Raw genomic sequence first — 23496 nt, 5'->3', positions numbered from 1 at the left:
TTATTTAAAATATTTATTAGTTCGTTCTAAATCAATAATATTATCAACATCCCAATGACAATCAAATGATAAAACATAAGGTTTTAATTCAAAATTATGTTTAATACTATTACTAATTAAATATTTACCAACCATTGTTGTTTGCAATACAAGTTCTTGTTGTGGATTTATTAAATCTTCACCAAGAACTTTTGCTCATTTTTTAGTAATATAACTTCATTCTCCCGCCAAGAAACTATCCTTTTTTTTACTTTTAATAATATCAACAATATTACCATTCTTGTTTAATTTATAACTTCAATCTTCTTTGATATTATCATGATCACGCTTAATAGCGGCCATCATATTAGTTGAAAAATTATTTAAAAAAATATTTTTTGTACTAATCATATCACCAGAAATAATAAAAATATCATCTTGACCATTAAAATATGATGATACTAATGTCAAAGCATAACCACTATTATAATCAAGGAAATGTCGATTATTTATTAAGATTAATTTTGAATATTTATGAGTAAGAAAATTAAATTCATCTTTTAAATGACCAGTAATGACAATAATTTTTTTTAAATCATGTATTTCAATTAAATGATTAATTATATGTTCAATTAAAGTTAAACCTTTAAATTTAATTAACGATTTATGAACATTATTTGAGATAGGTTGTAATCTACTGCCAATTCCTGCTGCAAAAATAATAGCAACTTTCATTATTCCTCCTTTACTTAACAACAAAATTAACAATCTTATTTGGTATACAAATTGTCTTAATAATTGTTTTATCTTGCAATCAATGTTTTACTTTTTCTTCATTATTAACTACTTTTAAAAGTTCTTGATTATTTAAATTTTCTTTTACTACTAAAGTTATTTTCGTTTTACCATTAATCTGAATAGCAATAGTAACTTCACTAGTAATCAAAAATTTTTCATCATAACTTGGAAACTGACTTTTATTAATACTTTCTTTATTACCAAATTGAAATCATAATTCTTCAGCAATATGTGGAGCAAATGGATTTAATAATTTTAAAAAATTAACTAAATATTGTTGATAAATAGTTGGTGCTTTATAACAAGCATTGATAAAAATCATAAGTTGTGCAATAGCAGTATTAAAATTTAAATCATGAATATCATTAGTTACTTTTTTTACAGTTTGATGATAAATTGTATCTAATGATTTATCATTATTAGTAGTAATTTTTATTTTATACTCATCTTTATTAACAAGACGATAAATACGCATTAAAAAATTATAACAACCAACCAAACCACTATTTAATCACGGTAAAGATGCTGTTAATGGCCCCATAAACATTTCATATATTCGCAAAGTATCAGCACCATATTCATTAATAATATCATCTGGATTAACAACATTACCGCGTGATTTAGACATTTTTTCATTATTTTCACCAAGAATCATACCCTGATTTACCAATTTTAAAAATGGCTCTTTAACATTAACTAACTTTAAATCATATAGCACTAAATGTCAGAAACGAGCATACAATAAATGTAAAACAGCATGTTCTTGACCACCAATATATAAATCAACCGGTAATCAATAGTTAAAACGTTTTTGCGCAATAGCACTATTAAAATCACAATAAGTACCATCATCATTTTTTAAAATATATGCTAAATAATATCAACAACTACCTGCTCATTGTGGCATTGTATTAATTTCTCTTTTTCCTTTTACACCATCTTTTCTAGTTACATGTAATCATGAATTTGGTGCATTAGTTAAAGGTGCATTCCCCGAATTAGATGGCTTAATATTAGTCATTTTTGGTAATAATACTGGTAATTGTTGTTCATCTACTGTTGAGATTGTACCATCTTCTCAATAAATTATCGGAAAAGGTTCACCTCAATAACGTTGACGAGAAAAAAGTCAATCTCGTAACTTATATGCAGTATGTACTTTTCCTTGTTTTAAAGTTAGTAATTTTTTAACAATTAAATTAGTAGCTGTTTCTAAATCCTTACCATTAATAAAATCAGAGTTAATATATTCACTAGTACCCAAAAATGGTTCATTTTTATTATTAGTTTTCATAATAAAATTGATTGGTAACTTTTTATTTTTAGCAAAAATAAAATCACGACTATCATGTGCAGGAACACCCATAATGGCCCCTGTCCCATAATGATTTAAAACATAATCACCAACTCAAATTGGTAATTTACTTTTAGTAAAAGGATGAATAGCATAACTTCCAGTAAAAACACCAGATTTTAAAGTATCATCTCCTTGACGCATTAAATCTGTTTTAGTTTTAGCATCTAAACAGTATTCAGTAACTGCTTGCGAATATTCACTAGTTGTTAAATCATGAATTAATGGATGTTCAGGAGCAAGTACTAAAAATGAAACACCAAAAATAGTATCAACCCTTGAAGTAAAAATAGAAACCTTACATTTATTATTTTCAACTATAAAATCAACTAGCGTTCCAACACTTTTACCAATTCAATTACGTTGTAATTCCTTAACACTATTTGGTCAGTCTAAATCATCTAATCCTTTTAATAATTTTTCAGCATACTTAGTAATTTTTAAAACCCACTGACGCATTGGTTTTTTAATAACTGGGAAATTACCACGTTCAGAAACCATATGACCATTAATGTTAATTATTTCTTCATTAGCTAAAACAGTTCCTAACTGTTCACAAAAATTAACTTCAACATCTTTAATTTCAGCTAACCCTTGTTCATAAAGTTTAATGAAAATTCATTGTGTTCACTTATAATATTGAGGATCTGTAGTATTAACTTCTTTATTATAATCAAAACTTAGACCAATACTTTGTAATTGTTTACGAAAATTATTAATGTTTTGTTTAGTAAATGTCTCTGGATTATTACCTGTATTTAAGGCATATTGCTCGGCTGGTAAACCAAAAGCATCTCAACCAATTGGATGCAAAACATTAAAACCATTCATTATTTTAACTCGTGAAATAACATCAGTAGCACAATAACCTTTAGGATGGCCAACATGTAAACCCGATCCTGAAGGATAAGGGAACATATCAAGAATATATGATTGTGGTTTTTTATTATCATCAATATTTGTTTTAAAAGTTTCATTTTTTAATCAATACTGCTGTCATTTTTTTTCTATTTGTTGGTGATTATAACTCATGTTTTTCTCCTTTAATATGTTCAGGTAAAGTAATCATAAAACCATAATATCATAATCATTTAACAAGTTGCAATGTTTACTTATTGATTAAATTATATTTTAAATATTTTGTTAATTATCAATCCATGTTATTAAACTATTTACTAATATTTATTTTCTACAAAAATGAAATAGTTTTTATTGTATTTCAAATAAAATATACTATATAATTATCGTTAATATTAAATAAATTCAAAGGAGGATTCTATGAACACAAAAAAATTTTTAAATAAGTCTTTAAAACCAAAAACAAAGCAGCAAAAAATAGGCTTAGTAGAACTGGTGTGACTTTGGATTTAATTATACTTGCACAATAGCTTTTCCTATGTCTTTTATAGGAATATATTATTGAAATAATGACGGAGTTGGATTACATCTAATCTGAATTATGATTTTAGGCGCTATAATGGCTAGTATTAGTGCATGTGCTTTTTTAAAATGTAGTAAAGTTTATGCCGGTAATAATGGTTGGAGCATATATTTATGTTAGGGCAACTTTTGGTCGTTTTTGAGGATGAATAATCGGCTTTATGCAATATATCATTTTACCATCTACTGTTATTGGTGGTATTATTTCAATGTTTAGAATTAACTTAAACCAATTATCATTTTTTTCTTGATTACCTGATAGATGATCTAATTTATTTATTGATAGTTTAGGAATTATAGTTTATTGTTTGGTTACAAGTTGTATCTATTTTGGATTAAGAGGTTTTCGTTGATTTGTTAATATTTCAGGAATCATTAAATGACTGTCAACTTGTTTTTTGATTATTTGTGCCATTATTCTGGTAATCAAAAACGGCACTATAGTTTATCAACAAGCATTTGTTGGTACTAAACATCTTCATTTTACAATTAATATTTTTAATAATGCTTTTAGTAATTTTTTCTACTTTTTCCTTGGTTTTGAGACCTTTACTGTTATTGGAAAAAATGTTAAAAATCCTAATAAAAATTTAGGTAGGGGAACAATTATTGTCTTATTTTTGACAACTATTTTTTATTTAATGATTACAATTTTAATTATTGGTGCCATCGGTTCGCAGGGACCTAATGGTAATAACGGATGAGCAAATGGTGATAATAATTATAATCCAAATAATGTTATTGTTGGGATTGCTGGTACAACAGGTATCATTTTACTAGTTATTTGTACTTTATCAATTAAATTGAATGGTGTAATACAAGTAGCGCTATATTCTGGAGCTATGCTACAACCATTAGCGAAAGAAGGATACATTAGTGAAAAAATAGCCAAATTAAATAAAGAAAATATTGCAATGTATGGTAATACTATTAATTTTATAATTACAATTATAGTTTGTATTATTATGCTAATAATTCCGGATTTAATTGGAATTAGTTTTAATTACAACCAAATGTTGGGATTTACAACTAATATAACAATCTTTGTTTATCTTTTTGTTATAACAGCAACTTGTGTTATGGGTTATTATAAAAAAATAAAAATAAAAGTTATCGAATGAATTATGTTTATTATCTGTTTATTATTTTTAATTAGTCAATTCATTATTTTTAATTATAATATGATTCATGATTTAGTAAGCAACAGAGGAATCATATTAATTGCAATTACAATTAAGTTTTTAATGTTTTGAGTATTTATTATAATTGCTACTATTATTTATTTTACTTATTATAAACCAAAACTAAAACAAAGATTAATAACAAATCCAGAATATCAAAATCAATTAGATAAAGAATTTATTTTTAATTCTCATCTAGTAGTTAATTAAATTATTTAAAAATTATATTATCTTATTATCGTCAAAAACAAACTAAATGAGTTGCTGGTTTTTTACAAAAACAAGTACCAGTAGTAGTTGTACTTTTTAATTTAGCATATGCTTGAAAATGTTCAGATCAACCAATATCAATTGTATGTTGAGCATGTTTTCCTAATTCAATTGCTGCTAATACAACCTTTTTCTCATTTAATGCTTTATTCATTAATTTAATATCACCATCCACAATAATAATATCTTCTTTGATTATTTCATCATTTTTCATTATAATCACCCTTTCTATCAATTAATATTATAACGCTATTTAAAAAAGAAATAGTAATTACAATTACTATTCTAACGATATCTTTCTACATAGTGACTAACTAAACCACGATAAATAAAAGGTATTGTTAATTGCATAATTGGATAAGTAAACAAAAAAATATGAATAAAATTGTAAACTAATGAGTAAAAAAGAGGATTAAATCCCGATCAAATATTTTTACTTCCGTCAGCATTAGTAATTTGTGATCAAATAAAATATCCTGCTATTGTTTGTCAAAAATAAATAATTAAACAAACTAAAAAACAATGTAAAAAATAATTAATATAAGTAAAAATTGATTTATCAGCTTTTAAATTAAAACGTAATAATGAAATAACAGCGGGCGTTGTCATTGGCAAAAAATAATCTAATAAATAACTTCAAGCATTAATAACATAACCACCACCAATAAATAATAATGACATTAAAGCACTAATCATACCCGTTAATCATCCACCTGCAAAGCCAATAATATAACTAATAACCATTAAAGGTATATATTTAATAGCAATACCGCCGCCGTATGGCATTTTTGGTAATAAATTTTTTTCAATAAAAGCACAAGCAATAGTTACACCAGTAAATAAACCAATAATTGTATAATCAATAACTAATCATCGTTTAATACCAAATGCAAATTTAAAATTAGTTCATCATCTTGTTTTTAAAATGGCAAAAGTTTCTTCTTTTTGTCATTGATAATGTTTAATTAAATTAAAAATTAATGCAATGGGATTGATACTAAAAATTGATAGTAATGTAACAATAACAATATTTTTATGCATATCTTCTATTTTAACTGTTCATGTAATAACAGATAATAAAATCGATGAAATTAATAATAAACAAATAATTAATATTAAATAAATTTTACTGCTATAAAATTGTCAACCAATAATAGTAGTAACTTTAAAAAAGTGATTAATACTACTAGCAGGTAAAATACTAATAATAACTGTTAATGTTAAAAGAGTAATTAAACTAAAAATGGCTGATGCTTTAATTAACATTCCTACCCCCAGTTTGCTTTTAATTTTATTATAATTGATAGTTGTTAATAGTTGTTCTTTAAACATAATAAAATGATAACTCCTTTAATTGATCTTACATAACAAAAAGGAGTTATCATTTTTTAAAATATAAAAAATAAAGTCTCCCTCCGCTATTACTAACTAGATCAGGTTATAGGGTATTTCTCGGGGAATGCCACCCCTGCTTTATATAATATATGCAAATTAATCCATATTTACTACTATTATAACATTCAAAATATTTTTTTAAATATAAAATATATTTTTTTATGATTTTTAGTTTAAATTAAAATTTGTTCTATTTTTATTTGAAATTTATTTGAAAAAAAATAAAATAGACTTGGTGCAAAACCTTTAATTTTAACAATTTAACGATTATTATTAATATTAAAGGTGATAGTTATTATGTTGAAAAAATATAAAGATGATCAAGAATTTTATAGTTTAGTCGGCATAAAGCCACAAACATTTTATAAAATGTTTGAAATTTTAAAAATTGCTGAGTCTAAACAAAAATATTATGGTGGTAGAAAAAATAAAATTGTAATTGAAGAGCGTTTATTAATGACTTTAGAATATTGAAAAGACTATAGTAGTTATAGAGTTATTGCAAAAAGATATAATATTAGTCATACTAGTTGCATTCGTAATATTTTTTGAATTGAAAATATTTTAATAAAAAGCGGAATTTTTAATTTACCTGGAAAAAAAGATTTAACAAAAAATAAAGGTACTAATAATAATTTGTTAGCTATTGATGCTACTGAAACTCCAATTGAAAGAATTAAAAAAAACTAAAATTACTTTTTTCAGGTAAAAAGAAACATCATTCTCTCAAATCCCAAATAATTATTGATATTTCCAATGGAAAAATTATTTCAACTGCTTTTTGTTTTGGAAGCATTCATGATTTTAAATTGCTTCTAAAATCTAAAACTTTTATTCATCCAGAAAAACAAGTTTTTGTTGATTCAGGTTATCAATGTATACAAAATATTCATAAAAATACATTTTTGCCATTTAAAAAAAGTAAATACAATCAATTAACACCAATTCAAAAAGAATGCAATAAAACTTTAAGTAAAATTAGAATTAAAATTGAACACGTATTTGCTAAACTAAAACGTTTTAAAATTTTAAGTTTAAAATATCGCAATAAAATACGAAGATTTGCATTAAGATTTAATTTAATAGCAGGAATATATAATTTTGTTTTAATTTTCAAAAAAACTCTTGATGAAATAAAAAAAATCATCAACCTGGCCTAAAATTTGATTTTATTTAATTTTTGGATTTATTTTTTTTACAAACTGAAATATAATGCTTCAGATTTTGCATAAGGTGATATTTTATAATGTTGGTATTTAAATTTTCATAAATTGAGGTAATTTTGAATATTGGTAAATCCAATGCCATGATAATGAGTAATAAATTCTTTTAAACTTGATTGTATTTTACTGATATTACTTAAATTTTTATAATTTAATTCTTTATTTTCTTTTGATTTAAATTTCTTGAGAGTACATTTTGTTTGTTTAGCTACTGTATCATATAGTATTTGCATATCACAAACTATAATTGATTTTTCTTCGATAAGCTTAGATGTTAAATTTTCTTGTACTCATTTTTTTGTTAATCTTTTAGTATTTGTTGTTTGAGCATAAATATTTTTATTTTCATCAATTGCCATTTCAATACAACAGTTTAAATCTTTAGCATTTTCTTCAATTCATTTTTTTCTTGGATCATCTGTATTTTTGAAATTTCCTTTATGAATTTCTTTGATAAAAGTTTCATCAATTTCAATTCTACCTTTTAATTTTGTGAATGGTTTTTGTTTTTTTGCTAATTGTGATGATTTCATAAATTTTTGACGATTAAATCATGCTGATGTTTTTGAAATTTTAGCAAATTGAGAAATAGTATAAGCAGATTGACCTAACAATGACAATCAAATTATTCAATCTCATTGTTCATTAGATAAATGACTTCAATGTGAAAAATGATTTCTTAAAGCATCAAAGCTACTTTTACAATCTTTGCATAAATATTTTTGCTTATTATTCTTAAAACCATTTTTTACACATCAATAAGATTTACAATTTGGACATTGAATTCCTTTTTCTTTAAATTTTTTATCAATTGCATCTAATTTTTCTTTTTTCTCAATTTGTTTAATTCTATTTTTAAAATGTCTAATAATTTTTATAAATTCTTCATCTTTTTTGTTTTTTAAAACATCAATTAATTCATTATTAGTCACAAAAAATCACCCCTGATATAAAAATATTACTTTTAATTTTAAATTAAAAGTAATATCAAGATTTTTTGTGAAAATTAAAATAATTTTGAATTACCTTAGTTTTGCACCAAGTATAATATATTAACTTCTTAAAAATAAGAAGTTATTGGGAAAAAATAAAAAGGAGTTTTTTAAATATGAAAAAGATATCAACACTAATTACAACAACAATTTTAGCAATAGCAAGTACAAACAGTTTAAATACCTTATTTATCAATAACACAAATAATAAAATTAAAACAAGTATTAAAAATGAAAATAATAATTGAAAAAAAATGAAATTAAGTCTTTAACAACTGATAGAAATAGAAATATTTATGCACTTGCTAATAATACTGTTTATAAATGTTTAGCAGAACAAACAGAATTCGAAAAAATGATAGTACCTAAAGAATTTGCTAATGGTAAATTTATAAAAACTGATAAAGATAAAAATACTTATGTAGCAACTAATAATAATATTTATAAATGTCTTGCAACACAAACATATTTTCAACAAATGATAGTACCTAAAGAATTAGAAAATATTAGATTTTTAAAAATTAATGAGAGAGACGGAAATGTTTTTATAATAGCTAATAATAGTATTTATAAATGTTTAGCGGGAGAATGAGAATTTAAAAAAATGACATTACCAACTAACATTAATTTTCTGAGTCACATAAGTATTGATAAATATGGAAATATTTATATCACTACTAATAATAATCTTCATGTTCCTTTTGCGAATAGTATTTATAAGTGTTTAGAAAATGACAACGAATTTAAACAATTAAATATAGATACAAATAAAGAAACTGGATAGGTTACACTTTATTGGACACTAATTACGTAGACAAGTGAACAAATTAGTTAAAAGAAAGGAACTATAATTATGGCCAATATTAACTCATATACCGACGAATTTAAGAAACAAATAGTAGCTTTATATCAAAGTGGTAAGTCAGTTTCTTGTCTTGCTAAAGAGTACAATGTTACAAGAGCAGCTACTTATAATTGAATTAAGCAATTTACTAATTCAGGTAGTTTTAAATCTAAAGATAATCGTTCTGTTGAAGAAAATGAATTAATTAAATTAAGAAAAGAATTAAAACAGTTACGAATGGAAAATGATATTTTAAAGCAAGCAGCACTAATAATAGGCAGAAAATAGAGATTATTATCAATAATAAATGTAAATATAAAATTCGTACAATGTGTCGTTTTTTAAATCTCTCTAAATCAACATATTATTTTAATTTCAAGAAAAAAGAAAAAAATCAAAATAATATGTATGATGAAGCTGTTATTAGTGCTTTTAAAGAAAATAAAGAAATTTATTTTAATTTTCACAAAAAATCTTGATATTACTTTTAATTTAAAATTAAAAGTAATATTTTTATATCGGGGGTGATTTTTTGTGACTAATAATGAATTAATTGATGTTTTAAAAAACAAAAAAGATGAAGAATTTATAAAAATTATTAGACATTTTAAAAATAGAATTAAACAAATTGAGAAAAAAGAAAAATTAGATGCAATTGATAAAACATTTAAAGAAAAAGGAATTCAATGTCCAAATTGTAAATCTTATTGATGTGTAAAAAATGGTTTTAAGAATAATAAGCAAAAATATTTATGCAAAGATTGTAAAAGTAGCTTTGATGCTTTAAGAAATCATTTTTTACATTGAAGTCATTTATCTCATGAACAATGAGATTGAATAATTTGATTGTCATTGTTAGGTCAATCTGCTTATACTATTTCTCAATTTGCTAAAATTTCAAAAACATCAGCATGATTTAATCGTCAAAAATTTATGAAATCATCACAATTAGCAAAAACACAAAAACCATTCACAAAATTAAAAAGTAGAATTGAAATTGATGAAACTTTTATCAAAGAAATTCATAAAGGAAATTTCAAAAATCCAGATGATCCAAGAAAAAAATGAATTGAAGAAAATGCTAAAGATTTAAACTGTTGTATTGAAATGGCAATTGATGAAAATAAAAATATTTATGCTCAAACAACAAATACTAAAAGATTAACACAAAAATGAGTACAAGAAAATTTAACATCTAAGCTTATCGAAGAAAAATCAATTATAGTTTGTGATATGCAAATACTATATGATACAGTAGCTAAACAAACAAAATGTACTCTCAAGAAATTTAAATCAAAAGAAAATAAAGAATTAAATTATAAAAATTTAAGTAATATCAGTAAAATACAATCAAGTTTAAAAGAATTTATTACTCATTATCATGGCATTGGATTTACCAATATTCAAAATTACCTCAATTTATGAAAATTTAAATACCAACATTATAAAATATCACCTTATGCAAAATCTGAAGCATTATATTTCGGTTTGTAAAAAAAATAAATCCCAAAATTAAATAAAATCAAATTTTAGGCCAGGTTGATGATTTTTTTTATTTCATCAAGAGTTTTTTTGAAAATTAAAAGAAATTTATGGCACAAGAAGATTAAAAGTCATATTAGAAAACCAAGAAATTTATTTATCAAGACGAAAAATTAAAGAAATTATGAATAAACATAATTTAATATCAAAATACACTAAATTAAGACACAAAAATCATCATAATAAAGTCAATGATAGTCAAATAACTAATCTTGTTAATAGAAACTTTAAGAATAGGATTAAAAATGAAGTTATTGTTAGTGATTTAACTTATGTTCAAGTAAATGGTAAGTGAAACTATATTTGTTTATTAATAGACCTATTTAACCGCGAAATTATTGGACATAGTGTAGGCACTAAAAAAGATGCATCATTAGTATATGAAGCATTTATGCAATCAAATCGCTGTTTAAAAGATATTCAAATATTTCATAGCGATCGAGGTAATGAATTTAATAATAAAATTATCGATAAACTTTTACTAGCATTCAATATTACTCGCTCTTTAAGCAAAAAAGGTTGTCCTTATGACAATGCTGTTGCTGAAGCAACTTTTAAAACTTTCAAAACAGAATTTATTAATGATAAAAATTTTAGATCATTAATCCAATTAAAATTATAATTATTTGATTATATCAATTGATATAACAACATAAGAATCCACAGCACTTTAAACTACTTAACTCCAGTTAATTATCAAAAACAAATTTCTACCAAAAAATAGTTCTAAAAAGTGTTGCCATTCCAAACATTACAAATTTCTCTTTTAACAACTGGTAAAGATGGACACATTTATGTAATTGCAAATAATAGTATTTATAAATGTCCAGCAGAACAAACAGAATTTATAATAATAAGTGAACATTTAGGAGTACCTGTTAATGCTATTTTAGTAACAGATGAAAATGGAACTATCTATATTGCAGATAATAATAATATTTATAATTATTCAGTAGACTTGGTGCAAAACTAAGGTAATTCAAAATTATATATTCCTGCTATTAAATTAAATCTTAATGCAAATCTTCGTATTTTATTGCGATATTTTAAACTTAAAATTTTAAAACGTTTTAGTTTAGCAAATACGTGTTCAATTTTAATTCTAATTTTACTTAAAGTTTTATTGTATTCTTTTTGAATTGGTGTTAATTGATTGTATTTACTTTTTTTAAATGGCAAAAATGTATTTTTATGAATATTTTGTATACCTTGATAACCTGAATCAACAAAAACTTGTTTTTCTGGATGAATAAAAGTTTTAGATTTTAGAAGCAATTTAAAATCATGAATGCTTCCAAAACAAAAAGCAGTTGAAATAATTTTTCCATTGGAAATATCAATAATTATTTGGGATTTGAGAGAATGATGTTTCTTTTTACCTGAAAAAAGTAAGGAAATTATCCCTGCATGTACTAGTGTGGAGGAAAAAATGAATTGAAATGAATTCAATGGCATATTTCAAACTGAAAACGATTGTTTGAAATATATAGCGAAGTTTAAAATAATGAAATGCATCAGGTGTGCTTCTTCTAGTTTGAATGCTTCTGATTTGAGAAGAATACGATGTTTGAACTGTAACCAAACATTTAGTATTCTTTATGGAACCATTTTTTATAAGTCACAGACCCAAATGACATCTTGGTTTTATCTCATCTTTAGATGAATAAACACAAAGCATGGCATACCAGCAACCGATGTTGCAAGGGAATTGGGTGTGACCTATAAAACAGCTTGAAGAATGTGTCATGAAATCAGGACTAGAATTGGAAATCAAGATGCGGGTTTCATTGTTGATGGCACAGCACAGATGGATGAAATGTATCTTTCACATTTAGGTTTTAAAAAACAAGGAAGATCCTTGTTGAATAAAACTTTGATTGTTGGAGTTTATGAGAAAACCAGCAACAAACTAATTGTGAAGGTGCTGAAAAATGCAGATGAAAAAAACCTTTTAAGATTTGCATTGAAACACATTTTTACTGAGTGCTGTCTATTTACGGATTCTTGGAAGGGATATGTAAGTTTCAAAAACTTCTATCCCAAACATGAAATCGTAAATCATGAAGTTGGGTATGTGTCACCAACAGGTGTAAACACAAACCAGATTGAATCAGCATGAAAGCACATCCGACGAACTTTCCGAACACACATAAGAGTTTCAAAGCACAATATTCATTTATATGCAAAAGAATCAGCATATAAATTCAATAACATACCTAGTTTTGAAACTGTAATTTTGTGTTTGATTTAAATACATGCGGGGATAATTTCCTAGGTAGGGTTTTATCTCCATTTATGTGATAAAATTTAAAAATAGTACATAAAGGGATAAAAGCCAAAAGTAATTTTAGTTTTTTTTAATTCTTTCAATTGGAGTTTCAGTAGCATCAATAGCTAACAAATTATTATTAGTACCTTTATTTTTTGTTAAATCTTTTTTTCCAGGTAAATTAAAAATTCCGCTTTTTATTAAAATATTTTCAATTCAAAAAATATTACGAATGCAACTAGTATGACTAATATTATATCTTTTTGCAATAACTCTATAACTACTATAGTCTTTTCAATATTCTAAAGTCATTAATAAACGCTCTTCAATTACAATTTTATTTTTTCTACCACCATAATATTTTTGTTTAGACTCAGCAATTTTTAAAATTTCAAACATTTTATAAAATGTTTGTGGCTTTATGCCGACTAAACTATAAAATTCTTGATCATCTTTATATTTTTTCAACATAATAACTATCACCTTTAATATTAATAATAATCGTTAAATTGTTAAAATTAAAGGTTTTGCACCAAGTCTAATATTTAATCTCATAAATAATCATAAATAATGCAATTACTAATACCATTACCACCGTTAAATCTTTAAATATATTTACCGCATACAATAATTTTCGAAGTTCAAAACTAATTTTTTGATCAGTTTTATCAATAACAGTTAATAATATTGAAAGAATTATTGAAAATATTGATAAAAACAATGCTAATATATCCATAATTCTAATTTTTTGTGTACATTTTAATTTAATATATTTAAATAAATCTTTAACAACAATATTAACATCAATTGTTAATGTTAAATTTTGTATATTTGTTTGTATTTCTTCATACCTAGCTTCTTCTAACTTTTCTTCTTCATCATCAAAAAACATAGTTTTCCCTCCATCCTATATTATAATTTTAACATTATCCATAACTAAAACTAAAAAAATGAACAACTCAAAAAGTTGTTCATTTTTATATTTTAGTAATAGTTTATTTTGGAGTTCAAGTTTTTAATAAATCATTTTTAATATTACCTACTTGTGGCCCATAAATTACCTGAATAGCTGTACCTTTTTTAAAGATACCAACTGCACCAGTTGATTTTAAAATATTATCATCAACTTTAGTTTCATCAAAAACTGTAACACGCAATCTTGTAGCGCAATTGTCTAATAATTTAACATTACTTCGTCCACCAAGACCTTTAAAAATATTTTCTAACATATCATTATTTTTATCTTTATTAGTATCAGGTGTTAATGTTTGTTTCTTTGTCCTTTCTGCTTGTAAAGTTTTATGAATAGACTCTGCACCATCAAGATAATTAATTTCAACTTTATTGGCAATTACTTTAATATTTTTAGTTCCACTTAATCTTAATAAAGCTTTTGAATAAATATTTGCATCTTTTAAAGTTGCAACTAATACTTTATCTTTAACGTTAACATCAATAATATTTAATGCTCCACCAAGTCCAAGTAATAAATTTTCTACTTTTGTTCTACCTTTTTTTGAAGACTTATCTAAAGAACTTTCAACACTTTGTAAAGCTAAGTTGGTTGCTAATTCTCCTTCTTCACGACCTAAAGTTTTGTAATTGGTTCACTTAATAATGTAATAGAACCCAAAGAAATAAGCAGGTGCCATAATTAATCCAGTAGCAAATACTCAATAGAAGCCTGTTTCTTTACCAAGAATACTTGGTAATATTCCAAAGAAAGAAAAGTCAATAAATCCAGCAGCAAAACCTTGACCAACAACTATATTTAATAAATACGCCATCATAAAACTAATTCCTGCCATAAATGCATGGAAAACAAAACATAATGGTGCTACAAATAAGAACGAAAACAACAATGGTTCTGTAACTCCTGTTAAGAAAGAAGTTAGAGCAGCAGATCCTAAAATACCACCAACCATTTTTTTATTTTCTGGTCGTGATAACATTCACATAGCAAGCGCTGCAAATGGATAACCATATTGCATATATGCAAATCGCCCACTCATAAACATTGTTCCTGGTGTTTGATTCATGTGTCCTACTGCATTAGAAGCAAATTGTCCAAAGAAAATATTGTACGCTCCTACAAATGTGTCAGATCCATTAGTTCACGTACCACCAATTCCAGTATATCAGAAAGGTGCATATTGAACGTGATGCAATCATGTTGGTATTAATAAACGTTCAGTAATTCCAAAAAACATTGCAATAAACGCTCCACCAACTGTTGGATGAAAATTATCACCAGTTAACTGTCCATCGGTAAGTTGACCTGTATTCATACCAGCTGCTAAGCCATTACCAATTTCTCTAAAAGCAATTAATAACATTGGTCAAATAAAGAAAAAAGCTAATCCCATTCCTATTCCAACAAAAACAGCTAAAATTGGCACAAAACGTTCACCACCAAAAAAAGCTAATACTCTTGGCATACGAATATTGTATGAATGATTATGAACAACTGATACTAATCAACCAACAAGAATGCCACCTAAAACTGAAGTATCAAACGTAGGAAATAATCCTAAGACAGAAGAAAATAAACCAGAATATTTACCACTTTCTGGAGTAATCTTTGCACCTTCACCTAAACCTCATGGATCAAATCCCAACATTCCTGTTTTAGGATTTCAAAAAAACATGCCACTAATAACTGAAGTCATAACAATAAAAGTAATAAATCCAGAAAGAGCAGCTACACCTTTACTAGCTTTTGCAAAACCAAAAGCAATAGAAATAGCAAAAATCAATCCTAAATTAGCAAAAACAACGTTTCCGGCTGATTGCATAATTGAAAAAAAATTAATAATACCAACAAGACTATCATGATTAGGTAATTGCTTTAAAGCACTAGCAACACCACCACCAATTCCTAACAATAAGCCAGCTATTGGTAATGTAGCTATTGGTAAAACAATGGCTCTTGATAAGTTTTGCATTTTGCCAAACATTTTGCCACCTAATTTATTGAAAGTTCCTTTAAAAGTAAAACTAGGATTTTTCTTATCCTCAGGAGTTGTTTGTTTACTATGAAAAAAATTACTCATTTTCTCACCTCCATTCTATATTGTTCTATACAGATGAGAATTTTATTCTATACAGATAAAAATATTACCTGAGTTGTAAATATAAATGGGACAGTTTTTTAAAATAATTGTATTAAATCTATTGGTCTTTTATAAGAGAGCGATTTTCTGGGTGTAGAATTAATTGGAAATGCTATAAAATTTAAATCTTTTTGTTTATATGAAGATAGATCTGTAGATTTTGGTAAATATCTTCTTAAAATACCATTATTATTTTCATTTAAACCCCTTTGGCAAGGTTTACCAGGATCTGCAAAATAAATTTTGACATTACAAATTTTTTCGATTAATCTTCATTTACTAAATTCTTTACCACGATCAAAAGTAATGGTTTTAACTGTTCCTTTTTGTAACGTTGAAATAAATTTGGAAATTATCCCCACATGTACTAGTGTGGAGGAAAAAATGAATTGAAATGAATTCAATAGCATATTTCAAACTGAAAACGATTGTTTGAAATATATAGCGAAGTTGAAAATAATGAAATGCATCAGGTGTGCTTCTTCTAGTTTGAATACTTCTGATTTGAGAAGAATACGATGTTTGAACTGTAACCAAACATTTAGTATTCTTTATGGAACCATTTTTTATAAGTCACAGACCCAAATGACATCTTGGTTTTATCTCATCTTTAGATGAATAAACACAAAGCATTGCATACCAGCAACCGATGTTGCAAGGGAATTGGGTGTGACCTATAAAACAGCTTGAAGAATGTGTCATGAAATCAGGACTAGAATTGGCAATCAAGATGCAGGTTTCATTGTTGATGGCACAGCACAGATGGATGAAATGTATCTTTCACATTTAGGTTTTAAAAAACAAGGAAGATCCTTGTTGAATAAAACTTTGATTGTTGGAGTTTATGAGAAAACCAGCAACAAACTAATTGTGAAGGTGCTGAAAAATGCAGATGAAAAAAACCTTTTAAGATTTGCATTGAAACACATTTTTACTGAGTGCTGTCTATTTACGGATTCTTGGAAGGGATATGTAAGTTTCAAAAACTTCTATCCCAAACATGAAATCGTAAATCATGAAGTTGGGTATGTGTCACCAACAGGTGTAAACACAAACCAGATTGAATCAGCATGAAAGCACATCCGACGAACTTTCCGAACACACATAAGAGTTTCAAAGCACAATATTCATTTATATGCAAAAGAATCAGCATATAAATTCAATAACATACCTAGTTTTGAAACTGTAATTTTGTGTTTGATTTAAATACATGCGGGGATAATTTCCTAGGTAGGCTTTTATCTCCATTTATGTGATAAAATTTAAAAATAGTACATAAAGGGATAAAAGCCATAAATTTTATTATACTTTTCGTAATATTTTCTGATTTATGATTTTTAGTTACTAGACTTGGTGCAAAACCTTTAATTTTAACAATTTAACGATTATTATTAATATTAAAGGTGATAGTTATTATGTTGAAAAAATATAAAGATGATCAAGAATTTTATAGTTTAGTCGGCATAAAGCCAAAAACATTTTATAAAATGCTTGAAATTTTAAAAATTGCTGAGTCTAAACAAAAATATTATGGTGGTAGAAAAAATAAAATTGTAATTGAAGAGCGTTTATTAATGACTTTAGAATATTGAAAAGACTATAGTAGTTATAGAGTTATTGCAAAAAGATATAATATTAGTCATACTAGTTGCATTCGTAATATTTTTTGAATTGAAAATATTTTAATAAAAAGCGGAATTTTTAATTTACCTGGAAAAAAAGATTTAACAAAAAATAAAGGTACTAATAATAATTTGTTAGCTATTGATGCTACTGAAACTCCAATTGAAAGAATTAAAAAAAACTAAAATTACTTTTTTCAGGTAAAAAGAAACATCATTCTCTCAAATCCCAAATAATTATTGATATTTCCAATGGAAAAATTATTTCAACTGCTTTTTGTTTTGGAAGCATTCATGATTTTAAATTGCTTCTAAAATCTAAAACTTTTATTCATCCAGAAAAACAAGTTTTTGTTGATTCAGGTTATCAAGGTATACAAAATATTCATAAAAATACATTTTTGCTATTTAAAAAAAGTAAATACAATCAATTAACACCAATTCAAAAAGAATACAATAAAACTTTAAGTAAAATTATAATTAAAATTGAACACGTATTTGCTAAACTAAAACGTTTTAAAATTTTAAGTTTAAAATATCGCAATAAAATACGAAGATTTGCATTAAGATGTAATTTAATAGCAGGAATATATAATTTGGAATTACCTTAGTTTTGCACCAAGTCTAATATAAAAATTATGGATTTTCGATTCGTAAAATAGCAAAAATTGTTGATTATAGTAAATCAACTGTACATAGAGTTTTTAGATGATTAAATAAAAACTTATTGCCATTAGAAATATTGAATCAATTTCAAAAAAATAAACAAAATGCAGGCAGAAAATTAATAATTTTAACTTTAACAGAAATTAATATTATTAATCATTTGTTAATTACTAAAAAGTATGCTCTTGATATAATTGCTAACTTTTTAAAGGAAAATAAAATAAAAAGTATTTCAACAAAAACTTTATATAACATGTTTAAAACAAATCGAATGGGTTTTGATGAAAATAACTTATTGAGAAAAGTCAAAAATAAATCTCGCAAACAAAAAGAAACTAGGGGCAAAATTAATAATTGTAAGTCTATTCATGAAAGAAATTTAATCATTCCTAATATTAAAAATATACAAGAATTTGGTCATTTAGAAAGTGATACTATCATTGGCAAAGATCATAAAAGTTCTATTATTACTTTGGCTGATATATGATCAAAAACCACAATTCCTTTAGTAACTAAAAATCATAAATCAGAAAATATTACGAAAAGTATAATAAAATTTATTTCAAAGTTACAAAAAGGAACAGTTAAAACCATTACTTTTGATCGTGGTAAAGAATTTAGTAAATGAAGATTAATCGAAAAAATTTTTTAATTTTCACAAAAAATCTTGATATTACTTTTAATTTAAAATTAAAAGTAATATTTTTATATCAGGGGTGATTTTTTGTGACTAATAATGAATTAATTGATGTTTTAAAAAACAAAAAAGATGAAGAATTTATAAAAATTATTAGACATTTTAAAAATAGAATTAAACAAATTGAGAAAAAAGAAAAATTAGATGCAATTTATAAAAAATTTAAAGAAAAAGGAATTCAATGTCCAAATTGTAAATCTTATTGATGTGTAAAAAATGGTTTTAAGAATAATAAGCAAAAATATTTATGCAAAGATTGTAAAAGTAGCTTTGATGCTTTAAGAAATCATTTTTTACATTGAAGTCATTTATCTCATGAACAATGAGATTGAATAATTTGATTGTCATTGTTAGGTCAATCTGCTTATACTATTTCTCAATTTGCTAAAATTTCAAAAACATCAGCACGATTTAATCGTCAAAAATTTATGAAATCATCACAATTAGCAAAAACACAAAAACCATTCACAAAATTAAAAGGTAGAATTGAAATTGATGAAACTTTTATCAAAGAAATTCATAAAGGAAATTTCAAAAATCCAGATGATCCAAGAAAAAAATGAATTGAAGAAAATGCTAAAGATTTAAACTGTTGTATTGAAATGGCAATTGATGAAAATAAAAATATTTATGCTCAAACAACAAATACTAAAAGATTAACAAAAAAATGAGTACAAGAAAATTTAACATCTAAGCTTATCGAAGAAAAATCAATTATAGTTTGTGATATGCAAATACTATATGATACAGTAGCTAAACAAACAAAATGTACTCTCAAGAAATTTAAATCAAAAGAAAATAAAGAATTAAATTATAAAAATTTAAGTAATATCAGTAAAATACAATCAAGTTTAAAAGAATTTATTACTCATTATCATGGCATTGGATTTACCAATATTCAAAATTACCTCAATTTATGAAAATTTAAATACCAACATTATAAAATATCACCTTATGCAAAATCTGAAGCATTATATTTCAGTTTGTAAAAAAAATAAATCCCAAAATTAAATAAAATCAAATTTTAGGCCAGGTTGATGATTTTTTTTATTTCATCAAGAGTTTTTTTGAAAATTAAAAAAAAAATTGTAATGTCAAAATTTATTTTGCAGATCCTGGTAAACCTTGCCAAAGGGGTTTAAATGAAAATAATAATGGTATTTTAAGAAGATATTTACCAAAATCTACAGATCTATTTTCATATAAACAAAAATATTTAAATTTTATAGCATTTCAAATTAATTCTACACCCAGAAAATCGCTCTCTTATAAAAGACCAATAGATTTAATACAATTATTTTAAAAAACTGTCCCATTTATATTTACAACTCAGGAATCCAATAAATAACCTATCAAAAAAATTAAATAATAAAAAAATAAATAAAATAATGAAAATACTTACTATTGGATTATTTAATTGAAATAAAAAAATAGAAACAAAAATAACTATTTTAACAAAAATCAAAGAAATTAAACAACAAAATTTAGTAAAAATAAATGAACTAATATTACTAATTAACAAAAAAAATATAATTAAAAGTTTAAATTCGGAAATTAATTTTTCTGTAACAAATAAAAGCAAATCAAATTTATCACAAATATAAAAAAATTTTATATAAAAAAAGTAAATACTTGTTTTTAGTATTTACTTTTTTAAAGTTATAGTTATTAATAATTTAATTAGATTTTAACCTTCATCAATAATACTTGAAGTTGGTTTAATATTATTAATAGGTGAGTGAATTTTTGTTTTATGTTTATTAAAAATAAAATCATATACTTCAGAATAAAATTCAACTGAAACAATATTTAATTTTTTCTTTACTTCTTCTGGAATATCTTCTAAGTCTTTTATATTAGCTTTTGGAATTAAAATTGTTTTTAGTCCACTACGATGAGCAGAAATTGATTTTTCTTTTAATCCACCAATTGGTAATACATGACCACGAAGTGTAATTTCACCTGTCATACCAATATCTTTTGATACAGGTCTACTTGTAAGAGCAGAAATAATTGCAGTTGTTAAAGTAATACCAGCACTTGGACCATCCTTTGGCACTGCTCCTTCAGGAACATGAATATGAATATCATGTTCTGCAAAGAAAGTATCAGGAATATTGAAAGTAATAGCATTTGCTTTAATATAATCTAAAGCAATAGTAGCAGATTCTTTCATAACTTCACCTAATTTACCAGTTAATACTAAATTACCTTTTCCTTTAAAGTAGTTTACTTCAATTGGTAAGATATCACCACCATATTGAGTATAAGCAAGACCAGTTACCACTCCAATTTGTGATTCATTTTCTTTTTTAGTATAATCGAAAATTTGTTTTCCTAAATAATCTTTAACATTATCAGCAACAATTTCTTCAGCACTAATTTTTTTATTCAAAAGTTTAACAATAAATTTACGAGCAATTTTATTTAATAATCTTTCTAATTGTCGAACACCTGATTCTCTTGTATAATATTTAATTATTTCTTCAATTGAATTTGGTTTAAATTTTAACATTTTATTATTTAAACCAGTAATTTCAATAACACGAGGAATTAAATATTTTTTTGCAATTTCAAGTTTTTCTAATTCTGTATATGAAGAAAGTTCAATAATTTCCATTCGATCTTTTAATGGTTCAGGGATACCTTCCATATAATTAGCTGTTGCTAGAAACATAACTTGTGATAAATCATAATTTTCTTCAATATAATGATCTGAAAAATTAGCATTTTGTTCAGGATCTAATACTTCTAACATAGCACTAGCTGGATCACCACGATAATCAGATGACATTTTATCAATTTCATCTAATAAAAATAATGGATTAATAACTTTAGCACGTTTCATACCTTGGATAATTCTTCCTGGCATCGCACCAATATAAGTTTTACGATGACCACGAATTTCAGATTCATCTTTAACTCCACCAAGTGAAACTTTAACGAAAGTACGCCCCATCGCTTCAGCAATTGATTTAGCTAAAGAAGTCTTACCAACACCAGGAGGGCCAACTAAACAAATAATTTGTCCTGGCATTGCCTTAGTCATTTTTTTAACAGCAAGATATTCAATAATTCTTTCTTTAACTTTTTCTAAACCATAGTGATATTTATCAAGAATTTTTTTTGCATTAATTAAATCAAATTTTTCTTCACTTTTTTGAAATCAAGGTAAAGTCATCATTCAATCAATGTATGTACGAATTATATTTGATTCACTTGAAGCTTGCGGCATATCTTCATAACGACTAATTTCTTCTTTAACACGCGTTTTGATTGCTTCAGGAAACTCTTCTGTTTCTAAGCGTTCTAAATAACGTTTCATTTCATTAGACTTACCATCAATTTCGCCTAATTCTTCTTTAATAGCACGCAATCTTTCTCGTAAATAATATTCACGTTGTTGTTCATCAATACGATCTTTAATTTTAGCTGTTAAATCCTTTTCAATGGCACCAACTTGTTTTTGACCACCAACATCTTTCAATAATAAATCTAAACGTTTATTAATATCAGTTTCTTGTAAAATTTCTTGGCGTTTATTAATAGTTAAAAATGGTAAAAATTGAGCCATTTTATCAATAATTTCACTAGCTTTCATTCCATCGGTGATTTGACTAATTACACCTTGTGGAATTGAACCATGAACATCTAAAATCTGTTGTAAATTATTTACAATTCTTTGAATCAACTCTTCTTCTAATGATTTTGAAACATTAGGACTAACTAAAGTTTCAGCATCTCCTGTATAAAATTTATTATCATAAAAATTAGAAACTTTAACTCTTTGTTGTCCATAAAAAGATACGGTAAGTGTACCATCGTTATGGCTTTTTTGAATTTGCACTTTACACAAAGTACCATGATTGTAGACTTCACTTAATTGTGGATTATCTACTTTCGGATCCTTTTGCGAAACTAAAATAATTTCTGAATTAAACTTAGCTACCGATTCATTAATTGCCGCTACTGATTTATGTCTGCCAACTTCTAGTTCTATTTCAACTGTTGGGAAAACAAAACTTCCTCTTGTTACTAGTACTGGAATATTAGTAATATTTTTTATCTTCATTGTCTCACCTCAAATAATGTATTAACTGGATTATAATAT

At 25.1% G+C, this 23496-nt stretch carries 25 protein-coding genes and 3 pseudogenes; 17 read left to right on the top strand and 11 right to left on the bottom strand.

Annotated features, from left to right (window positions below; genetic code table 4):
• A complete protein-coding gene (locus tag AAHM78_RS06395; protein ID WP_342254736.1) occupies positions 1–714 on the bottom strand; it encodes a sugar phosphate nucleotidyltransferase in 714 nt (237 codons plus the stop codon).
• A 10-nt stretch (positions 715–724) separates the two neighbouring features.
• Positions 725–3163 carry a leucine--tRNA ligase gene (gene leuS, locus AAHM78_RS06390; RefSeq protein WP_342254735.1) on the bottom strand — a complete coding sequence of 813 codons (2439 nt, stop codon included), beginning with the start codon at positions 3161–3163 and terminating at the stop codon, positions 725–727.
• A 491-nt stretch (positions 3164–3654) separates the two neighbouring features.
• Here leuS and AAHM78_RS06385 point away from each other — a divergent pair, with 491 nt between their 5' ends.
• Positions 3655–4962: an APC family permease gene (locus AAHM78_RS06385; RefSeq protein WP_342254734.1), complete on the top strand. Its 1308-nt coding sequence runs from the start codon at positions 3655–3657 to the stop codon at positions 4960–4962.
• Between the two features lie 25 nt (positions 4963–4987).
• Here AAHM78_RS06385 and AAHM78_RS06380 read toward each other — a convergent pair whose 3' ends face one another.
• Positions 4988–5236 (bottom strand): hypothetical protein, encoded by a 249-nt coding sequence (locus AAHM78_RS06380; RefSeq protein ID WP_342254733.1) that lies wholly within the window; start codon positions 5234–5236, stop codon positions 4988–4990.
• Between the two features lie 71 nt (positions 5237–5307).
• Positions 5308–6354, bottom strand: coding sequence for an energy-coupled thiamine transporter ThiT (locus AAHM78_RS06375; protein ID WP_342254732.1), 1047 nt, complete (start codon positions 6352–6354; stop codon positions 5308–5310).
• Between the two features lie 360 nt (positions 6355–6714).
• On the opposite strand from AAHM78_RS06375, the gene AAHM78_RS06370 reads away from it, so the two are divergent.
• Both AAHM78_RS06370 and AAHM78_RS06365 read left to right on the top strand, forming a co-directional pair.
• A complete protein-coding gene (locus AAHM78_RS06370) occupies positions 6715–7107 on the top strand; it encodes a transposase family protein (protein WP_342252923.1) in 393 nt (130 codons plus the stop codon).
• Positions 7108–7157: 50 nt separating this feature from the next.
• Positions 7158–7577 (top strand): transposase family protein, encoded by a 420-nt coding sequence (locus AAHM78_RS06365; protein ID WP_342255069.1) that lies wholly within the window; start codon positions 7158–7160, stop codon positions 7575–7577.
• Positions 7578–7612: 35 nt separating this feature from the next.
• Here AAHM78_RS06365 and AAHM78_RS06360 read toward each other — a convergent pair whose 3' ends face one another.
• Positions 7613–8572: an IS1595 family transposase gene (locus AAHM78_RS06360; RefSeq protein ID WP_342254731.1), complete on the bottom strand. Its 960-nt coding sequence runs from the start codon at positions 8570–8572 to the stop codon at positions 7613–7615.
• 304 nt (positions 8573–8876) lie between these two features.
• On the opposite strand from AAHM78_RS06360, the gene AAHM78_RS06355 reads away from it, so the two are divergent.
• The 7 genes from AAHM78_RS06355 to AAHM78_RS06330 all read left to right on the top strand — a co-directional run bounded on the left by AAHM78_RS06355 (position 8877) and on the right by AAHM78_RS06330 (position 11991).
• Positions 8877–9416, top strand: coding sequence for a hypothetical protein (locus tag AAHM78_RS06355; protein ID WP_342254730.1), 540 nt, complete (start codon positions 8877–8879; stop codon positions 9414–9416).
• A 69-nt stretch (positions 9417–9485) separates the two neighbouring features.
• Positions 9486–9764, top strand: coding sequence for a transposase (locus AAHM78_RS06350; RefSeq protein ID WP_342253638.1), 279 nt, complete (start codon positions 9486–9488; stop codon positions 9762–9764).
• A 41-nt stretch (positions 9765–9805) separates the two neighbouring features.
• Complete coding sequence (locus AAHM78_RS06345; RefSeq protein ID WP_342254729.1) at positions 9806–9967, top strand: hypothetical protein; 162 nt, start codon at positions 9806–9808, stop codon at positions 9965–9967.
• Between the two features lie 43 nt (positions 9968–10010).
• Positions 10011–10970, top strand: a complete 960-nt coding sequence (locus AAHM78_RS06340) for an IS1/IS1595 family N-terminal zinc-binding domain-containing protein (protein WP_342254728.1) — start codon at positions 10011–10013, stop codon at positions 10968–10970.
• A gap of 22 nt (positions 10971–10992) precedes the next feature.
• Positions 10993–11640, top strand: coding sequence for an IS3 family transposase (locus AAHM78_RS06335; protein WP_342255068.1), 648 nt, complete (start codon positions 10993–10995; stop codon positions 11638–11640).
• Positions 11641–11742, top strand: coding sequence for an IS3 family transposase (locus AAHM78_RS16835; RefSeq protein WP_425289796.1), 102 nt, complete (start codon positions 11641–11643; stop codon positions 11740–11742).
• 12 nt (positions 11743–11754) lie between these two features.
• A complete protein-coding gene (locus AAHM78_RS06330) occupies positions 11755–11991 on the top strand; it encodes a hypothetical protein (RefSeq protein ID WP_342254727.1) in 237 nt (78 codons plus the stop codon).
• Here AAHM78_RS06330 and AAHM78_RS06325 read toward each other — a convergent pair.
• A complete protein-coding gene (locus AAHM78_RS06325) occupies positions 11988–12473 on the bottom strand; it encodes a transposase family protein (protein WP_342254726.1) in 486 nt (161 codons plus the stop codon). The two genes, AAHM78_RS06330 and AAHM78_RS06325, sit on opposite strands and share 4 nt — an antisense overlap.
• A gap of 79 nt (positions 12474–12552) precedes the next feature.
• On the opposite strand from AAHM78_RS06325, the gene AAHM78_RS06320 reads away from it, so the two are divergent.
• Positions 12553–13269, top strand: a complete 717-nt coding sequence (locus AAHM78_RS06320; RefSeq protein WP_342253050.1) for an IS1595 family transposase — start codon at positions 12553–12555, stop codon at positions 13267–13269.
• A 96-nt stretch (positions 13270–13365) separates the two neighbouring features.
• Here AAHM78_RS06320 and AAHM78_RS06315 read toward each other — a convergent pair whose 3' ends face one another.
• The 4 genes and pseudogenes from AAHM78_RS06315 to AAHM78_RS06300 all read right to left on the bottom strand — a co-directional run.
• Positions 13366–13758: a transposase family protein gene (locus AAHM78_RS06315; RefSeq protein ID WP_342252923.1), complete on the bottom strand. Its 393-nt coding sequence runs from the start codon at positions 13756–13758 to the stop codon at positions 13366–13368.
• Positions 13759–13825: 67 nt separating this feature from the next.
• Positions 13826–14179, bottom strand: a complete 354-nt coding sequence (locus AAHM78_RS06310) for a hypothetical protein (protein ID WP_342254725.1) — start codon at positions 14177–14179, stop codon at positions 13826–13828.
• A 103-nt stretch (positions 14180–14282) separates the two neighbouring features.
• Positions 14283–16340, bottom strand: coding sequence for a PTS transporter subunit EIIC (locus tag AAHM78_RS06305; RefSeq protein WP_342254724.1), 2058 nt, complete (start codon positions 16338–16340; stop codon positions 14283–14285).
• Between the two features lie 98 nt (positions 16341–16438).
• Positions 16439–16753, bottom strand: a pseudogene (locus tag AAHM78_RS06300) (IS30 family transposase); the annotation flags it as partial.
• 136 nt (positions 16754–16889) lie between these two features.
• Here AAHM78_RS06300 and AAHM78_RS06295 point away from each other — a divergent pair.
• From AAHM78_RS06295 to AAHM78_RS16830, 6 genes and pseudogenes are all read left to right on the top strand, one after another.
• Positions 16890–17606 carry an IS1595 family transposase gene (locus AAHM78_RS06295; RefSeq protein ID WP_342254722.1) on the top strand — a complete coding sequence of 239 codons (717 nt, stop codon included), beginning with the start codon at positions 16890–16892 and terminating at the stop codon, positions 17604–17606.
• Between the two features lie 209 nt (positions 17607–17815).
• Entirely contained in the window at positions 17816–18208 is a 393-nt protein-coding gene (locus AAHM78_RS06290) for a transposase family protein (protein WP_342253818.1), read from the top strand.
• A 50-nt stretch (positions 18209–18258) separates the two neighbouring features.
• Positions 18259–18633: a transposase family protein gene (locus AAHM78_RS06285; RefSeq protein ID WP_342255067.1), complete on the top strand. Its 375-nt coding sequence runs from the start codon at positions 18259–18261 to the stop codon at positions 18631–18633.
• A gap of 17 nt (positions 18634–18650) precedes the next feature.
• Positions 18651–19331: pseudogene (locus AAHM78_RS06280) on the top strand (IS30 family transposase); the annotation flags it as partial.
• An 83-nt stretch (positions 19332–19414) separates the two neighbouring features.
• Positions 19415–20374 (top strand): IS1/IS1595 family N-terminal zinc-binding domain-containing protein, encoded by a 960-nt coding sequence (locus AAHM78_RS06275; protein ID WP_342254720.1) that lies wholly within the window; start codon positions 19415–19417, stop codon positions 20372–20374.
• An 89-nt stretch (positions 20375–20463) separates the two neighbouring features.
• Positions 20464–20688, top strand: a pseudogene (locus AAHM78_RS16830) (IS30 family transposase); the annotation flags it as partial.
• A 384-nt stretch (positions 20689–21072) separates the two neighbouring features.
• Here AAHM78_RS16830 and lon read toward each other — a convergent pair.
• Positions 21073–23457, bottom strand: coding sequence for an endopeptidase La (gene lon, locus AAHM78_RS06270; protein WP_342254719.1), 2385 nt, complete (start codon positions 23455–23457; stop codon positions 21073–21075).
• Positions 23458–23496: the final 39 nt, after the last annotated feature.

It is taken from the genome of Spiroplasma endosymbiont of Zeiraphera isertana, assembly GCF_964030805.1.
GTDB lineage: Bacteria > Bacillota_I > Bacilli_A > Mycoplasmatales > VBWQ01 > Spiroplasma_E.
This window is presented reverse-complemented; position numbering and strand designations above follow the sequence as displayed.